Annotated in this window: 18 protein-coding genes; 9 read left to right on the forward strand and 9 right to left on the reverse strand. The window is 65.3% G+C overall.

The annotated features are described in order from the left end of the window. The first annotated feature begins 249 nt into the window (after positions 1-249). From ACFY12_RS21380 to ACFY12_RS21410, 7 genes are all read left to right on the forward strand, one after another. Complete coding sequence (locus ACFY12_RS21380) at positions 250-576, forward strand: ATP-binding protein (protein WP_390717844.1); 327 nt, start codon at positions 250-252, stop codon at positions 574-576. A 54-nt stretch (positions 577-630) separates the two neighbouring features. After that, entirely contained in the window at positions 631-1,095 is a 465-nt protein-coding gene (locus ACFY12_RS21385) for a LuxR C-terminal-related transcriptional regulator (protein ID WP_390717429.1), read from the forward strand. Then, a complete protein-coding gene (locus tag ACFY12_RS21390; protein WP_390717430.1) occupies positions 1,092-1,757 on the forward strand; it encodes an HAD family hydrolase in 666 nt (221 codons plus the stop codon). Before ACFY12_RS21385 ends, ACFY12_RS21390 begins: the two co-directional genes overlap by 4 nt. Continuing rightward, on the forward strand, positions 1,754-3,628 hold the full coding sequence (locus ACFY12_RS21395; protein ID WP_390717431.1) for a hypothetical protein: 1,875 nt from the start codon (positions 1,754-1,756) through the stop codon (positions 3,626-3,628). The genes ACFY12_RS21390 and ACFY12_RS21395 overlap by 4 nt, the downstream gene beginning before the upstream one ends. Continuing rightward, positions 3,625-3,834 carry a hypothetical protein gene (locus ACFY12_RS21400; protein WP_390717432.1) on the forward strand — a complete coding sequence of 70 codons (210 nt, stop codon included), beginning with the start codon at positions 3,625-3,627 and terminating at the stop codon, positions 3,832-3,834. Before ACFY12_RS21395 ends, ACFY12_RS21400 begins: the two co-directional genes overlap by 4 nt. A gap of 456 nt (positions 3,835-4,290) precedes the next feature. Continuing rightward, the gene (locus ACFY12_RS21405; RefSeq protein WP_390717845.1) at positions 4,291-4,530 is read left to right on the forward strand and encodes a helix-turn-helix domain-containing protein; all 240 of its coding nucleotides are present in this window, start codon (positions 4,291-4,293) and stop codon (positions 4,528-4,530) included. A 173-nt stretch (positions 4,531-4,703) separates the two neighbouring features. Beyond that, the gene (locus ACFY12_RS21410; protein WP_390717433.1) at positions 4,704-5,957 is read left to right on the forward strand and encodes a tyrosine-type recombinase/integrase; all 1,254 of its coding nucleotides are present in this window, start codon (positions 4,704-4,706) and stop codon (positions 5,955-5,957) included. A gap of 796 nt (positions 5,958-6,753) precedes the next feature. On the opposite strand, the gene ACFY12_RS21415 is transcribed toward ACFY12_RS21410, so the two are convergent. Together ACFY12_RS21415 and ACFY12_RS21420 are read right to left on the reverse strand one after the other, a co-directional pair. Continuing rightward, entirely contained in the window at positions 6,754-6,987 is a 234-nt protein-coding gene (locus ACFY12_RS21415; RefSeq protein ID WP_390717434.1) for a hypothetical protein, read from the reverse strand. A gap of 60 nt (positions 6,988-7,047) precedes the next feature. Next, entirely contained in the window at positions 7,048-7,356 is a 309-nt protein-coding gene (locus ACFY12_RS21420) for a hypothetical protein (protein WP_390717435.1), read from the reverse strand. 443 nt (positions 7,357-7,799) lie between these two features. Between ACFY12_RS21420 and ACFY12_RS21425 the strand changes: the two genes are divergently transcribed. Together ACFY12_RS21425 and ACFY12_RS21430 are read left to right on the forward strand one after the other, a co-directional pair. Then, the gene (locus ACFY12_RS21425; protein ID WP_390717436.1) at positions 7,800-8,603 is read left to right on the forward strand and encodes an ABC transporter permease; all 804 of its coding nucleotides are present in this window, start codon (positions 7,800-7,802) and stop codon (positions 8,601-8,603) included. A gap of 2 nt (positions 8,604-8,605) precedes the next feature. Continuing rightward, a complete protein-coding gene (locus ACFY12_RS21430; protein WP_390717437.1) occupies positions 8,606-9,352 on the forward strand; it encodes an ABC transporter ATP-binding protein in 747 nt (248 codons plus the stop codon). Positions 9,353-9,447: 95 nt separating this feature from the next. Here the strand turns inward: ACFY12_RS21430 and ACFY12_RS21435 are convergent, their stop codons facing one another. The 7 genes from ACFY12_RS21435 to ACFY12_RS21465 all read right to left on the reverse strand — a co-directional run bounded on the left by ACFY12_RS21435 (position 9,448) and on the right by ACFY12_RS21465 (position 14,302). After that, positions 9,448-10,323: a helix-turn-helix transcriptional regulator gene (locus ACFY12_RS21435; RefSeq protein ID WP_390717438.1), complete on the reverse strand. Its 876-nt coding sequence runs from the start codon at positions 10,321-10,323 to the stop codon at positions 9,448-9,450. Between the two features lie 759 nt (positions 10,324-11,082). Further along, the gene (locus tag ACFY12_RS21440) at positions 11,083-11,226 is read right to left on the reverse strand and encodes a hypothetical protein (protein ID WP_390717439.1); all 144 of its coding nucleotides are present in this window, start codon (positions 11,224-11,226) and stop codon (positions 11,083-11,085) included. Continuing rightward, positions 11,226-11,468 carry a transposase gene (locus ACFY12_RS21445; protein WP_390717440.1) on the reverse strand — a complete coding sequence of 81 codons (243 nt, stop codon included), beginning with the start codon at positions 11,466-11,468 and terminating at the stop codon, positions 11,226-11,228. Before ACFY12_RS21445 ends, ACFY12_RS21440 begins: the two co-directional genes overlap by 1 nt. A gap of 64 nt (positions 11,469-11,532) precedes the next feature. Continuing rightward, positions 11,533-11,778, reverse strand: coding sequence for a DUF2511 domain-containing protein (locus ACFY12_RS21450; RefSeq protein WP_390717441.1), 246 nt, complete (start codon positions 11,776-11,778; stop codon positions 11,533-11,535). A gap of 261 nt (positions 11,779-12,039) precedes the next feature. After that, positions 12,040-12,939 carry an ATP-binding cassette domain-containing protein gene (locus tag ACFY12_RS21455; protein WP_390717442.1) on the reverse strand — a complete coding sequence of 300 codons (900 nt, stop codon included), beginning with the start codon at positions 12,937-12,939 and terminating at the stop codon, positions 12,040-12,042. Then, on the reverse strand, positions 12,936-13,733 hold the full coding sequence (locus tag ACFY12_RS21460; RefSeq protein ID WP_390717443.1) for a hypothetical protein: 798 nt from the start codon (positions 13,731-13,733) through the stop codon (positions 12,936-12,938). Before ACFY12_RS21460 ends, ACFY12_RS21455 begins: the two co-directional genes overlap by 4 nt. After that, the gene (locus ACFY12_RS21465; protein WP_390717444.1) at positions 13,730-14,302 is read right to left on the reverse strand and encodes a hypothetical protein; all 573 of its coding nucleotides are present in this window, start codon (positions 14,300-14,302) and stop codon (positions 13,730-13,732) included. The genes ACFY12_RS21460 and ACFY12_RS21465 overlap by 4 nt, the downstream gene beginning before the upstream one ends. Between the last annotated feature and the right edge of the window lie 313 nt (positions 14,303-14,615).

The raw sequence follows: 14,615 nt of genomic DNA on the forward strand, positions 1-14,615 counted from the left end.
GGAAACGGCAGTCGATGACGCCCGGCAGGGTGGCTTCCTGGCAGGTTGAGCTACCGCTGCGTTGCCGGTGCCGACGGAGACGGCCCAGTGATTCGGCAGCCCGAGGCCGTTGGGTTGCACGGCTGCTTGACGTCCTCAAACGCCATCGCAAGGGGGACAGAGGCGCAATCGAGCATCGCGCTGTCCTCCGACGACCTGGCACCTCGTCGAGCCCGGGCATTCATCCGGGCAAAGATCGCGGAATGAGGCCTGGACGCTCTCGCAGACCGGGTACTGCTCATCGTCAGCGAACTCGTCACGAACGCCTGTCGGCACGGCAGGACCAAGCCTGAGGGCGTGCTGGAGGAGATCACCTTGACGATCTCCCTCCGCAACGGATTCGTGGTGATCGAGCTGGAGGACAACTCCGCCCAGCTCCCCGTTCCGCGCAACCGACCGATCGAGGCATCCGACGGTCGCGGCCTGCACCTGGTGGCGGCCGAAGCGGACGCCTGGACCTCGCGGCTGAAACCGGACGGCGCCGGCAAGCGGGTCCTTGCCTTCCTGCGGTGGCCTCCGACAGCACCCCCTGCCTGACCTTCTCCAGTCCTACCACTCCACGTCTCCGATCAGATCTTGGAGCTGTCAGTCATGCCCACAACCGCCCCGCCTGACTTGTCGGCCCTCACCCCGCGGGAGAACAAGGTACTGAGCCTTGTCGCCGACGGCCTGGGCAACAGGGAGATCGCGGCTCGCGTCGGCGTAACCGAAGGCACCGTCAAGGGCTACCTGCGCGGCATCCGGTCCAAGCTGGGAACCGGCAGCCGTCCGATGCTTGCCGATATGGCGTGCCGCGCCGGCCATGAGGCCCGGCCGAAGGGCGCCGGGGCCGTGCACCCGGAACTCTCCGATACCGAGGCCGTCACGCTCCGGCTGCTGGCCCAGGGGGCGGTCGGACGAGAAGTTGCGAAAGTGCAGCTGATGTCGCACGGGACCGCCAAGAAGCACATCCGGCGTTTGCTGGACAAGATGGGCGCCTCCGATGCCACGCACGCGGTGAGCCTCGCCTGGAGCTGGCGCATCCTCCACGCCGATGAAGGAGCGCGGTCCCGGTGACCGCATCCACACTGAGGCGTGCGCTCGTCCTCGACCTCGACGGCGTCCTGCTCGATACGCGTCCGGTCATGCGGCAGGCATGGCGAGCGGTCCGCGAACGCCACGGCATCGACGTGCCGTTCGAGATGTACGAGCAGCACCTCGGCCGTCCCTTCGACGACATCATGGAACTGCTCGGTCTCACCGAGGCCGATCGTCTCCACGAGACGTACGCGCAGGCATCTGAGCGAGGCTGCGAGCTGGCCCGTCCGTTCGACGGTATGGAGGAAGTGCTCCACACCTTCGCTGCGGCAGACTGGCTTCTCGGGGTGGTCACGTCCAAACCGCTGGACCGCGCCGCGCCACTGCTCGCTCGGCTCGGGTGTCCCTTCGCCGCGGTCCGGACCCCTGGCGGCCTTGAACGGGGCAAGCCGGCACCGGACCCACTGATGCTCGCGCTCATCGATCTCGCCACTGATCCCGCGGCCGCGATGTTCGTGGGCGATATGGCAGTCGATCGCGAGTGCGCCCGGCGGGCCGGCGTCCCGTACGTACATGCCGCCTGGGGATATGGAGACCCGGGCAGCCCGCCGCCCGCGATTGCGCACACCCCACAGGACCTCCTCGGCCTCCTCGAACCCGACCAGCCCTCGGCTCCCTTCGTGGAAGGGAGCCTGCTGTGAGCACCTCGACGCGCGGAGCGCCCGGGCTGGTCCGGACCTCGGTGGGGGAGCGGACCGTCTGGGCTCTCGTGGGAGAAGCCTCCCTTCGGCACACGACGGGATCCCTCATCACCACGCTCGAACTTGAAGCACTGCCCATCGCCCGGACGATCGTCGACGAGCATGTTGCCGACCTCATGTCCGCCTTGGAGAAGTACAGCTCCGGGCGGGCCGAGACGCTGGGTGGTGCCTCGTGGCTCTACGTGCACCGCGTTCCCGTACGGCGTCTGGTCACACAGTTTGTGCGCAAGCTCCTGGCTCTGAGCGCGTGGCCGGAGTTCGCTCACGATCCCGGCCCTGTGACGCCGGCCCCGCACGAAGAGCTACTCGGGGTTCGGGAGACCAGTTCACGGGAGTACCGCGCGTATACCGTCACCTGGTCGGGCGTCGCGTACGCACTTGGCGCGCAGACGCTGGGCAACCCGGCGCGCTCAGCCCGGCGGCGCGAGCTCGCCGGGCTGCTGCCCGAGGAAGGTCCCGCAGGTACGGCGGAGCCTTTTACTCCACCGACGGCAGAAGTTGTGGCGCTCTCCTGGTCGTCCCGGCACGCGCAGACGCTGCTGCCGGTGCTGGAGAAACTGGTGGATGAAGGCCGGTCCAGCCTGTTGGTCGACCTCGCCACGGACCCGGCGGAGCGCTGCCCTGCTCCCGCACGTAAGTTCATCACGCTGTGCTCAGCACCCGCCGACGCCCTCACCGCGTCCGGCACCGTTCCCGAGCCGGGCATGGACGCTGAAGAGACTGCCGGAGGCGCGGGGACGATCCAGATCGGCATGCACACGGTCCGGTTGGACCGGCTGGAGCGCCTTGCCGCAGCGCTCCTGCGAGAGAGCGACGGGTGCACCCAGCCGTCCTGGCGAGCCGTAGTACGAGTCGAGGAGTGGTTCAACGAGCTGCTCGACACGGTACGCCCGCACACCGTGCTGCTGAGCAACGACATCAGCCCGTTCGGAGCCCTCGCCGCCTATACCGCCGAGCGGCACGGCGTCACCACGGTGAACGTTCAGCACGGAGCCTGGATCCCAGGGGCGGTCGCCTGGCCCGCCCTCCACAGCCGTCACATCGTGGTGATGGGGGAGCGCGACGTGGAACTGGCGAGGGCATGGGTCCGCCACCCCCGTGCGGAGATCCACGTTCTCGGCCAGCCTCGCTTCGACGCGCTCGCCGGCCTAGGGCGGGAAGCTCAGCGCCGCTATCTCCAGAAGCTGTTCGGCACCCGCGCCGAACGCCGTCCAGAGCGGATCGCGGTGTGGGCTTGCCAGCCGTTCGGGCCGGACCGTCTGCAGGCCCAGGCGGACGTCATTCTTGACGGACTCGCGAAGGCGCGAGGGCGTTGGGGGCTGGTCATCGCCCCGCACCCGGCCCAAGAGCGCCACCACTTCGACCACTGGCTGCGGCGCGACGGCAGAACACCGGTGGCCGTGAGCGACTCGCGCATCGGGGCGCGCGGCTGCCTGGCGGGAGCAGACGCCGTGGTGAGCGTGTCATCCACCTGCGGTATCGAAGCCGTACTCCTCGATGTGCCCGTACTCGAACTGGGCCGGCCCGGTGACCGCACGCTGGGGCTCGCCGAGCATGCCGTCGCGCATGAGTGCCGTATGGCAACCGACATTTCGGATGCGCTCAATCTCCTGTGCGAGGAGACCGGAGGAACCCGAGTACCGCGAGAAGCGCGCGATGCGGTCTGCCGTTGGCGAGGCCACAGCGCTGCCGATATCGCCCGGCTCATTGTCCGCGAGGCCGAGGTCGGCACTACACACACCAACTCCAACCAACACGATGCCCCCGGCGCTGAGTCCGGCTTGCCCCGGGGCAAGGGAGCGACCCGATGACGACATTCACCGCCGACAGCGTCGCCGAACTCTTCACCGCGGCCGTCACGTTGGTCAAGAGCGGGGCGAAGGTCAGCCCGCGTGGGATGCCCACGCGCGAGGTCCTCGCTGTCACCATGCACCTGTCGCAGCCCAGGGCACGGCTCCTGTACGCACCGCCCGCCCGCGTCGTGAACCCCGCCTTCGCAGTGGCCGAGACCGTCTGACACCTTTCCGGCTCCGACGCCCCATGGATCTTCGACTACAACGCACGCCTGCGGAGGTACGCCGAAGGTATCTCCCTGGCCTGCCCATCCCGGACACGGAACGCCTTCAGGTTAGTCATTGCCTCCCCCGTCTACTCATCGATCCTGCCAACGAACAATCGAGGCCATGGGGAATCTATTCCGGGGCGCAGCTGAGGCGATGAGCGTAGGGCCCCGCTATGCAGCGGCACTGGCAGCAACGCACGAATCTTCGCGATGTGCCAAGGAAGGCTATCTATCACCAAATCCCGGCCTCACCAAACCCGCGATTCTCCGCATCCTGATCCTCCCTGCCAGCGGCGTCCTGCACTGTGCCTCGCGGGGTGGTGGGCACTCAAAGGCCCGCCTGGCTGATGACGTTTCATCCGGAGATACGCGATGCGCAACCACACACAGCCCACTGTCGAGACAGCGTTCATGAACGTACAGAATGCGGTGAGGTACATGGGTATCTCGGTGAACACTCTGTACGTCTGGCGCCATCGGCGGCAGGGACCTCCCAGTTTCCGTATGGGCCCCGGTGGGCGGGTCATGTATCGACGAGACCTGCTGGATGCGTGGCTGACGGAACAGCAGAACGCCGATTCACGGTCGAACCCGGCCCTCAATCCGGTGCGCAAGGCACCGCTGCGGCGCCCTGCGCGTCGCGCTGCTTAACCGTAATAGGCGTCTCTGGCACGGTTGGGCGTCGGTGGCCGCCCTGTCCGTAGAAAAAAGTTGAAGAAGTCGGCTGCATCCGGAATTTGATGCGCACGGGGGTCGTCTGTGTGTGGTGCACAGCGCCGGAATGCGCTGAGCGGGTCAGCCGCCGGATCAAAGGGAGGTCTCGCATGGCGGGGTATATAGAGGACAGGTGGCTCAAGAAGCGACCAAACAAGGAGACGGGTAAGCGCGAGCGGACGGCGCTGTGGGGGAAATGTACCCGCTATCGGGTCAAGGGAATTCCGGGCGTGCGCGATCGCTCGTTCGAGACGGTCGTCGATGCCAAGGCGTGGTTGGCCGAGACGCAGACGGACTCTCGCCGCGGTGACTTCGTCGATCCCCGCGACGGTGAGATCACCGTGCGCGAGTACGTCGAAAAGCATTGGTGGCCGGCCCAGATACACCCAGCCCAGACGCTGGAGAGCATGGAGTACCGGATCTGGGGACAGGTGCTCCCCCACCTCGGAGACCTGGCGCTCCGCGATGTCGGCGTCGCCGAACTGCGGAAGTGGACGGCCGATGTGCAACGCGAAGTCGGGTCGGGCACCGCATACACCGCATGGGTGTACCTGAAGGCGATCATGCAGGCCGCCGTTGAGGACAAGCGCCTTTTCCGTAACTCATGCAAGGGCAACAGCACGATCAAGCCGCCAAAGAAGCCGGAGCGGAGGGCGCGCTCCTGGACGCAGAGCCGAGTCGGTGCAGTGCGGGCGGAGCTTGCCGATCGGTACCAGATCACCGTTGACCTCGGCGTCGGGTGTGGGCTGCGACAGGGGGAGGCATTTGGGTTCTCGCCCGACGATGTGCGGGGTGACTTCGTCCACATTGAGCGGCAGATTCTGCGGTACAAGTCACGGCTCTACTTCGGTCCACCGAAGGGCGGCCGTGAGCGCGACGTACAGGTGACGAAGGCCCTAGGGAAGCGGGTGCTGGTACACCAGGAGCAGTTCGAGACGATTGAGGTGACCCTGCCGTGGCTCGATCCCGAGGAGCCCGACGTCCCCAGGGACGAGCGCCGCAAAGTGACGGTGCCGTTGCTGGTCACTACAACCCGCGGCGGAGCGGTCAACCGGGCCACGTGGAACACCAAGTCTTGGAAGCCGGCTCTGGCCGAGGCCGGGGTGATCCCCCCTCTCCCGAAGCAGGAGAAGGGGGAGAAGGCCACGCGCGTGTGGGAGCCGAGCCGGGAGCACGGCTTTCACGTCCTGCGCCATACTTACGCCTCGGTGATGCTCGAAGCGGGCGAGTCGATCGTGTCACTCGCGAAGTGGCTCGGGCACTCCGACCCGGCGTTCACCCTCCGGACGTACACGCACTTCATGCCGGAGGCCGGAGCGCGCGGCCTCGCTGCCATCGAAGCGTGGTTCGCGGATATTGGCTGAAAGTTCCTGAGAAGCCCCGGAGGGCGCGATGGACTCCTTCTAAGCGCGTTAATCTCGGTGTTTCATGACGGCCCGCAGGAGAATCCTGCGGGCCGTCATGAAACACCGAGATTAACGCCGTAGCCTTGGCAGTCGGTGACGTCAGCGATGCGGGTGCCATTCGGAAATCGTCATCCGACACTTCCGTAAACACGTGACAGGTTCCCCATCACATTGCGGAGCGAAAAGAGCGAACCATTGAGCCTCGCCGGACAGCGCTGTCTTGACATCGAGGATGATATGACTGGCCACGGTGAGAGGCGAATCTTCCCCTCACGGTGGCCATATCCCTACCTTCACTTGCTGGCTACAGCAACTCCTGGTTTCTCATAATCCTTGGGAGCGTAGACGCAGGAAGTGAAAGCTATGTTGTCACCGACCCCGGCGCTCATCAAGTCCAACTTGCATTCGGTACGCCCCATAGGGCTCACGCCCGTAGCCTTGCTGCACGCTGCTTCCATCGCGGCATTCACTGAATATCCCGATTTCTTCAATGTAGCCACGCAGGTTGCCGGTGTGGCAGAGCCGCCTCCGCCAACGGCCTGGGCCGGGGCTGTTGCGGCAAGTTGAAGCACCCCTACCGCTAAGACCCCTCCTACGGCTAAAGCGACGTTCCGTGTGGACTTTCGCGCTATTCGACTCCTCGGGCTCTCGGTGCGCAGTGCAGCGAACTTAATGAATTCCGGACTGCTGATCGGGCGACTTTGGGAACTGCCGTGCTGGGGGTGGCGGAGATTCTTTAACCCCATCAGGGCGGCTACTTGAATTGGCGTTTCTCGATCTGGGCTTGTTCAACTAGTCCTGAATAGGAATTAGGGTCGTCGAGATCTGACGCATGGAGGGTCATTACCGACCACGGGATGGGGCATGGTGGGGCGTGATCAGGGTCGGGGCACAGCAAACTGGTGATGCGTTCCTTGATCTCTTCAGCCTGCTGCTGAGTGGCGTATATACCCAGCCGCACTTCCCAGACGCTCAGGTCTTCAGTCATCTCTCACCTATCCTGGCCAGGAGGTAAAGGGAGGCGAGAGCACTCGCCTCCCTTTCGACGCTACCAGGTGCGCTTAGCGTCGCAGTGGCGCTTGTAGTGGCCCTGCGGAACGGGGATGTTGCGCTCCGCGTCGATTATGGCCTTTTCCTTGGTGTTGCCCGTGCCGTCAGCCCTCTCGTAGCCGATCGCGTTGTTGTCGCTGATTCGGATGATCTGGCACTGCACGGTGGCGTGCCAGGTCTTCATGACTGCGACCCCGCTCGCCGGAGCCGCCTGGTTAATGGTGTTGGCGGAAGCGGCGGGGGCGGCGACGCCTCCGAGCGCGAGGACGGCGGCTCCGGCAACGAGCGTGCGGCGAAGCGTCTTCATGGGTGTTCCTCCTTGACGGTTTGGGATCGGAACCCATCAGACCGGCCGGCCTCTGCGAGCTCGGCTGGTCCGGTGTCGCGTACGACACTCGCACTTGGAATCGCTAAATACACCGTATGTCATGGGAGTTGGCAGTCGGATGTCAGTTGTCCGCCACAGGGCCTTGCCGCTGCCGGCACTCGCGTGGCGATCCTCTTGGTGAAAGAGGGTTTCGATGCGGTGTGCCACTCGCCTACCTCGTGGGGCTGCTCGCGCACGTGCCAACGGGGCGGCGGGCGCGCTCCAGTTCGCTTCCCACTGAGGGGGCTGGATAGTTCTCGCGCCTGCCCGAAGCGGAGTAGATCACCCAAAACACGGACCTTTAGCGCCCTGGAAGCGTGAACCGCAGTGTCGGCCGCCGCTACGTACATCGCGCAACCGACAGCGACCAGGTAGGAGAACACATGGCGCACGGCACTACTGCCCCGCTCCTCGTCGGGCAGCGAGACAACCCCTCACTGGCAACCGTGGTGGGAACCGAACTTGCCCGTCACAAGCGCGGCTTCATCCCCTGGTACCACCTCTTGGCCCCCCTCATCATCACAATCCCTCTCTTCCTCGGCTCTCTTGGCTCCTCCGAAGCGAAGGCAGGACAGACCTTCGAGGTGTTCCGCAATGTGACCTTGGAGTTCTGGGGCGTGCTGGTACCGATGACGGCGGGCCTGGCCGCGGCGTTGTCGGTCCGTGCGGATCACGACGCCTGGCGACTGCTGCTGTCGTACGGTGTGCCGCGCGGTCGCTACTTCGTCGGCAAGGTGGCCGCACTGGGGGTTCTCGGTTTCATCTCCTCCACAGTGCTGCTGATGATGCTCTCTGTCGGTGCAATGATCAGTGGCCGTTTTCCCGAAGCCATGGGGATCGTGGTTGCGGCTGTCTATTTGCCTTGGCTGGTGGGCCTGGCCATGACGACGTTGGCCGTATTGGTCGCGGTGGTGTGGGGCATGGGCCCCAGCATCGGGGTGGGAGTCGCCGGCCTGCTGTGCGGAGCGCTTGTCTCGGACAAGGACTTCTGGTACGCCGTCCCCTTCGCCTGGCCCATGCGGGTGGTGCTGCCGCTGGCCGGGATCGGGCCCAACGGAGTGCCACTGCCCAAGAACAGTCCCGTGACCGCCATGTCGGCCATCCCTCTCGCCGTGGGCCTAGCTGCCGTGCTGACGGCGGTTCTGCTGTTCGTCGGCCGTCTTCACATGAGCCGTAAGGAGATCTGAACATGACCACGGTGGAAGCTCACACGCCAGGTACACCAGCACCGGCACTCGTGATGCGGCAGCTGCACAAACACTATGGATCGCATCGCGCACTGGACGGCGTAGACCTCACTGTCAGAGTTGGAGAGGTCTACGGCCTGCTTGGGCCGAACGGTGCGGGCAAGACTACGCTCATGAAGGCGCTGCTGGGGCTGCAAAGGCCGACGTCCGGCCGTATCGAGCTCTTCGGCAAGCCGGTCGGGCGGGAGTCTCTGGCAGACGTCGGCGCCTTGATAGAAGTCCCCGGATTGTGGCCGACGCTAACGGCTGACGAGACGTTGAGAGTGCACGCCAAGCTGCGCAGCGTGCCCCAGGCATGGATCGAACCAGCGCTTAAACTCGTCAAGTTGACAGATGCACGGGACCGTAGGGTCGGAGCGTATTCCCTCGGCATGCGCTGGAGGTTGGGAATCGCCGTGGCGCTACTGGCCAGACCACGGCTCATCGTTCTTGACGAGCCCACCAACGGCCTCGATCCGGTCGGCATCCGCGAAATGCGGGGGATCATCAGGTCGTTGGCCGGTGAAGGAGTGGCAGTGCTGATCGCCAGCCATCAGCTGGCGGAGGTCGCTCAGGTGTGTGACCGGGTGCACGTCCTGGTAGCCGGCCGTACTCAGTACGAAGGCCCTCTGGCAGGGCTCGCCATCGACGGAGATGTGGAAGCAGGTTTCTTCCGCCTGTTGGAAACCACAGACGGTGGAATTCGCTAAACGACCAGGGACGACAGATGGCCCCGTGACTGCCAGATGGGGCCATCAGCGGGTTGGCAGGGGCGCGTAAGGCGCGCACCCAAACGTCTGTGGCGTCAGCCGACGGGCCCCGACAACAGCTGATTCATGCCTAGTGTGGCGGCCAGCGACGTCAGCTCGGTGCGTCCTGCGATGCCCAGCTTGTCGTACAGCTTGCGGATTCGGCGGTACATGGACCTTTCGGAACAGTAGTAGCGCCGCGCGATCTCGGACACCGTGATGGAGGTGCAGAGCAGCCGCACCAGCTCTTTGTCGCTTTCAGAAAGGGGTAACTGCGGGATTCTTCGACGTATGTGCTCCTCCTCACGAGCCACTGTGATGGGCGCGGAGTCGCTACCCGGTGTGGATTCGGCAACAGGCGGTGAGGTCGGTCGAGTGTCGGGTTCCGTACGCCTTCCCTCACGTACAGGGCTGCCGTGCCCCGCAGAAGCATCGCGAGAGGCAGCGTTGTCGTACCGAACGCGGGCATGGCCGCTGTGGTCTGCCGGCAATGCTTGGCGCCATGCGGCGGTGGGGTCAGTGGGAGTGGTCGCGCGGTGTGTCCGGAACTGTGCGTACAGCATGTCGATCTGGCTCTCAGCGGGTATTGCGAGGTTGATGACGAAGTTCGCGCCTGAGCGGATGGCGTAGTACGTGTAGTGCCCCGAGATGTCATTGGTGACCGCAGTGAGCAGGGATAGCGGATGCCGAACCCTTATTTCGCGCAGTTCCTGGGCCTGGAACTCGCTGGTGACCGGCACCAGCACCGGCAGGTCGAGTGCGGATCCAGACGCGGCCAGATCCTCGCTGTCGATGAACTCAACGCGGCCCAGCCTGGAGCAGAGCGTGCTGAACGTGTCGTGCGGTGACTCAAAGTGTGCCTTGAGCCCAGAGTGGACCAGGACGCGGATCTCTCTGGCGCTCGAAGCGTACTCGTGCTCGTGCTGATGCAAAGTGATGTTCCCCCGTAGTGCTTATCGATCCCCGTCATGTTCGTCCCCGTGGTTACTACCCTCGTGGGTGTGATGTCGTGGAGGGCCGAGAAGTGGTACCGGTGGCACTACGGTGGCCATGAGGGCGGCCCAGAAAATACCGGGGGCATCGGCGAGATTCACCGCCTGGCGCCGCTGCACGGAGATACCGTCCAGCTCCACCGGCCGATCGGAATGCGATACCACCGCACCACCTCCCTGTCCGAAGCCGAGCAGGCCTTAGCTGCACAGCATCGTCAGGGGGCTCCGTGTTCGAAATCCGCCGTCTCCGGAAGGGGACCGGATATGTTTCGGTCAGTTCCCGTGCAGATCCCATCCGTACCTCCCCCTACGCCTACCTCCCTGGCGCCGACGCGGCCGGTCTGCGCATCTCCCGAAGGGCGGATACTACGGGGACGGTCGCACCACTTGTGCCCTGCGTCACCGTTACGGCCAGGAGGTTGGACTGGCGTAACCTCAAGTATCAATTCACATATGTGACATCAGGAGAAGTAAGTTTTGCGACAGTTCAAGACGAGACCTCGGGCATTTTCACCGCACCACGTTTGGTCTGGGGCGTCCGCGGTGAAGTCCGGCTCACCGCGGACGCCCCAGCCGACCGGCACCAGGAGGGCTCAGATTTTCTGAGAGCCGTAGGTGCTGCCAGCCTGTGAAGATCCAGGTGATCGCGTCGGTCACCTGTCCGCGTCGTATCGCGCGGGCGGTGGCAGGCCGGTTGCGTCACTTGCAAAACCAGGACTCCGAGACGCCCAGGGGGAGGCAGGCGACGCGGTGCGGGATGTGGTGCTCGGTTCTCTGTTTACCGATGAACGCGGCCAGTTCGGCTGGAAACGCCTCGATCAGTTCGCCCAGAAGATCATGCATCACTTGAGGGCGTCACGCTCGATCTCCAGCTCGCGGATGTGCTTCTTCCGCTCCGCCGCCTCCCGGCGCAACCGCTCCAGTTCGGCGCGTTCAGCCTCCCCGCAGCCGCCCGCCGGGTGTGACGTCCACAGGTCGGTCGGAGCTCGCCGTCCGTTGTGGCGCCAACGCGAGACCCAGCTGTGCAGCGTGCCCGGATTGATGCCGAGCTTGTCAGGAACCTCTGGGATCGGCAGAAGATTCACTGCGGCCGGGTGACTCCCAAACCGCGCGCAGGCGACTCCGATCCTTGGGTTGGTAGCCGCCAAATCATCGGATGGGCCGGCAGAGCTTCATCGTCCTGCTGAGCAATGAGCCAAGGCTCACTTTCTCTCCGCTGTTCCCGGAAACGCGGATCGGCTCAATGTCGGGATAACCCGCCTTGCGTGCCTGATTATTGAGGGCGTAGGTAGTGCTATCTGGCGCAGTGATGACGGCTTGGCCTCCCTCACGACATGCGACCGTTCCGTGGTCGATCTTCAATGGCCAGAGGTAGCCGAAATTCTTCTCGCTCACGACCTGCTCAGTGGCGGTGGGGCTGGGAAGTGGGACGGGATCCTTGGTGCTTGGTTCGAAGCGGCCGCTTCCTCCACAGGCGGTCAAAGCGAGTAGCGCCATACCCGTGAGGGCTGAAGCTGCGGTGAAGGTATGGGCACGACGCGGGGAATGGGGGGCAAGCCTGACGGTTGGCGTGGATTCAGCGTCGGCCACGTTAGTGGTCTCGGTGGTGATGGACCACCTGTTGCTGGTAGTCACTTGTCGGTTACCTCACTCACTTCATTTCGGAGCATGCTGGTGCAATGTTGAGTGGTAGGCGTTGAGCAGAGCCGCATAGCCGTCCTCAAGAGATGGTTCAACTGGCTGGGCTCCAGTGGGTGGAGTGGCCGTGACGATGCGGTATTCGGGTCCCTCGGCGGTGGTCACCGCACTCACGATCTCGGCACCGTGGGGTGGTCCGTCGGCAGCATCAGCGGACCGGTACACATACGTGCAGCCCGCGGCCTGGCTGGCCAGAGCGGTCGTGGTGTCGTGGAAGATCAGACGGCCGGATGCGAGCACTGCCACTTCGGGGCAGGTCTGGGCGACATCGTCGAGGATGTGGGTAGACAGCAGCACGGTGCGGCTGTGGCCGAGTCCGGCGAGTAGCGCGCGAAAGCGCATCCGTTCATGCGGGTCGAGGCCAGCCGTGGGCTCGTCAACAATCAGGACAGATGGGTTGCCCATCAGTGCCTGTGCGATGCCGACACGCCGTTTCATGCCACCGGAGAAGCCGGCCAGTCGCTCGGCGGCTTGCTCCTCCAGGCCGACCTCAACGATCCGGGCGTCGACCTGGCGGCGGCGTTCGCGTTTGTCGTGGATGCCCTTGAGAACCCCGATGTAGTCGAGGAACTCACGCGCTGTCAGGTCCGGGTAGAGGGAAAGCTCTTGCGGAAGATAGCCCAGGGTGCACTTGACGGCTGAGAGCCCGGCACTGGTCGACAGGTCGTGGCCGGCGACGACCACCCGGCCGGAGGTGGGCCGCAGCACACCAGTGAGGATGCGCAGCAGAGTGGTCTTGCCCGCGCCGTTGGCGCCGAGCAGCCCAACAGTCCCGCTTTCGATGTGGAGGTCGACAGACTCCAGCGCGCGGCGGCCGCCAGGATGGATCTTTGTCAGTTGCTCAGTGGTGATGTTCATGATGCTCCGTATCGTCCGAAGCGAGCGACGAAATAGCCGAGCACATAGCAGGCAACGGCCATGGCGAGGATGAGGGCGACGTTCAGCAGGGCGGTCGTATTGCTGACTGCGGGGCGCAGCACACCGGTGCCTTGCCGGGCTGCCCACACAGCAGGTGCGTGTGCCCAGGCAACGAGCTGGTAGCCACCGAGCGGCGACAGGACTGTGCCGGTCGCCGTCGGCAGTGGTGAGAAGCTGGGCGGGAAGTGGCATGCCCACAGCCACACCACGACCGTGACGGCGCGCGCCGCGGCCACTGGCAGCAGTACTCCCAGCAGTCCCGCGAGCGAGGTGGCCAGCATCGCCGATGGGAGCACGGCTGTCATCAGCGAGACCACGGCCGAGCCCAGCGGCGCCACCGAGCCTCCGGTCGCAGAGGTCACCACTGCGTGGAGGAGTATGAGTGCGGCGATCGGGGCCAGGGCGGTCAGTAGTGGGCCGGCCAGCCTCCCGGCCGTACGCATGAACGGTCCGGCAGGGGTGGCAGACAGCAACTCGGATATTCCGTGCGAATCGCGGTCGCGGCGCAGCCGGTCGGCGAGTGCAAGGCCCACGCCCAGAGTGCAGAAGGAGTTGATGAGCACTGTAGCTGCGCCGACTCTGACGGCCGGGTCGCTGTGTGCGGTGACGACTGGTGAGGTGATGGCGAGTAGCAGGCTCAGAAGAGCCAGGGGCAGCACCGAGCCCCAGACGGTCTTGCGGCGTGCAGCCATCAGTGCCTCGTACCGCAGGGTCCACAGCAGAGCTGCCATCATGCCTCCCCGGCACCGAAGTGTGACCTGGCGACGCGACCGAGCCGGGCGGCCGGCCGCCCGCCGGGTCCCAGCGTCCGCAGCGCGAGTGCGGTCAGCCAGGTCCCAGCCAGCAGCGCGGGCAGGGCCTGCACGGCGCCTTCTGGTACCAGCGGGTCGACCAGGAGCAGTTTGGCCAAGACAACCGCGACCACCAGTCCGGTGGCGGGGCCGGACGACCGAGATTGCACCGTCGCCCATACCGCACCGCCGACCAGCAGCACAGTCAGTCCGACCAGCTCCCACAGTACGGCCACGGGGTTCAGCAGACGTCCGGTGACGGCCACCGATGTCAGCAGCATGGAGGCCGTGACCGCAGAGACGACAGCGGGCCAGGCGAGACGGCGGGCAACGGTGCGGACGTAGGGAGTGGGCAGCGACAGGTGCAGTTCGAGCATCGGCTCGCGCGCCACCACCGCTGCACAGGCCAGTGCCATGCCGGCGGGCAGCGCGCAGGTCAGCAGCGAACGCCCAAGCGGCATGCCGCTGCTGGGGCCTGAGGCCGTCGCCGCGTACGCGAGGAGCCCCGCCAAGAACGGCAGGAAAAACGCTTGTCTCCCGCAGCGGCGGGCTTCATGCACCCACCACGTCGCAGCAGTCATGCCACAGCCCCTCCCGTTGTGCCATTGGTTTCTGGTGAGCGCACGGTGTACCGCTGCTCGCGGCCAGCTACGGGGGCGCCGGCCGCGAGCAGCGGTACACCGTGTATGTAGCGGTCCGAGCCACGATGGTTCACAGTCCGCGCGGATAAAACGCGGGCGTACTCCGCTCGTGCATGCTCATGGCCAAGCGCCCTTGCGCCGGCATGACGCTTACGGCTGCACCAGGCTGCCTGAACGCTGGGAC

The sequence above is a fragment of the Streptomyces sp. NPDC001339 genome (assembly GCF_042895955.1).
Taxonomy (GTDB): Bacteria; Actinomycetota; Actinomycetes; order Streptomycetales; family Streptomycetaceae; genus Streptomyces.

Excerpts from the sequence above, each read along its gene's own strand:
- ACFY12_RS21385 (WP_390717429.1), top strand. The coding sequence starts at position 631 with ATGCCCACAACCGCCCCGCCTGACTTGTCGGCCCTCACCCCGCGGGAG.
- ACFY12_RS21400 (WP_390717432.1), top strand. The coding sequence starts at position 3,625 with ATGACGACATTCACCGCCGACAGCGTCGCCGAACTCTTCACCGCGGCC.
- ACFY12_RS21405 (WP_390717845.1), top strand. The coding sequence starts at position 4,291 with ATGAACGTACAGAATGCGGTGAGGTACATGGGTATCTCGGTGAACACT.
- ACFY12_RS21410 (WP_390717433.1), top strand. The coding sequence starts at position 4,704 with ATGGCGGGGTATATAGAGGACAGGTGGCTCAAGAAGCGACCAAACAAG.
- ACFY12_RS21415 (WP_390717434.1), bottom strand. The coding sequence starts at position 6,987 with ATGACTGAAGACCTGAGCGTCTGGGAAGTGCGGCTGGGTATATACGCC.
- ACFY12_RS21420 (WP_390717435.1), bottom strand. The coding sequence starts at position 7,356 with ATGAAGACGCTTCGCCGCACGCTCGTTGCCGGAGCCGCCGTCCTCGCG.
- ACFY12_RS21425 (WP_390717436.1), top strand. The coding sequence starts at position 7,800 with ATGGCGCACGGCACTACTGCCCCGCTCCTCGTCGGGCAGCGAGACAAC.
- ACFY12_RS21430 (WP_390717437.1), top strand. The coding sequence starts at position 8,606 with ATGACCACGGTGGAAGCTCACACGCCAGGTACACCAGCACCGGCACTC.
- ACFY12_RS21440 (WP_390717439.1), bottom strand. The coding sequence starts at position 11,226 with ATGCATGATCTTCTGGGCGAACTGATCGAGGCGTTTCCAGCCGAACTG.
- ACFY12_RS21455 (WP_390717442.1), bottom strand. The coding sequence starts at position 12,939 with ATGAACATCACCACTGAGCAACTGACAAAGATCCATCCTGGCGGCCGC.
- ACFY12_RS21460 (WP_390717443.1), bottom strand. The coding sequence starts at position 13,733 with ATGATGGCAGCTCTGCTGTGGACCCTGCGGTACGAGGCACTGATGGCT.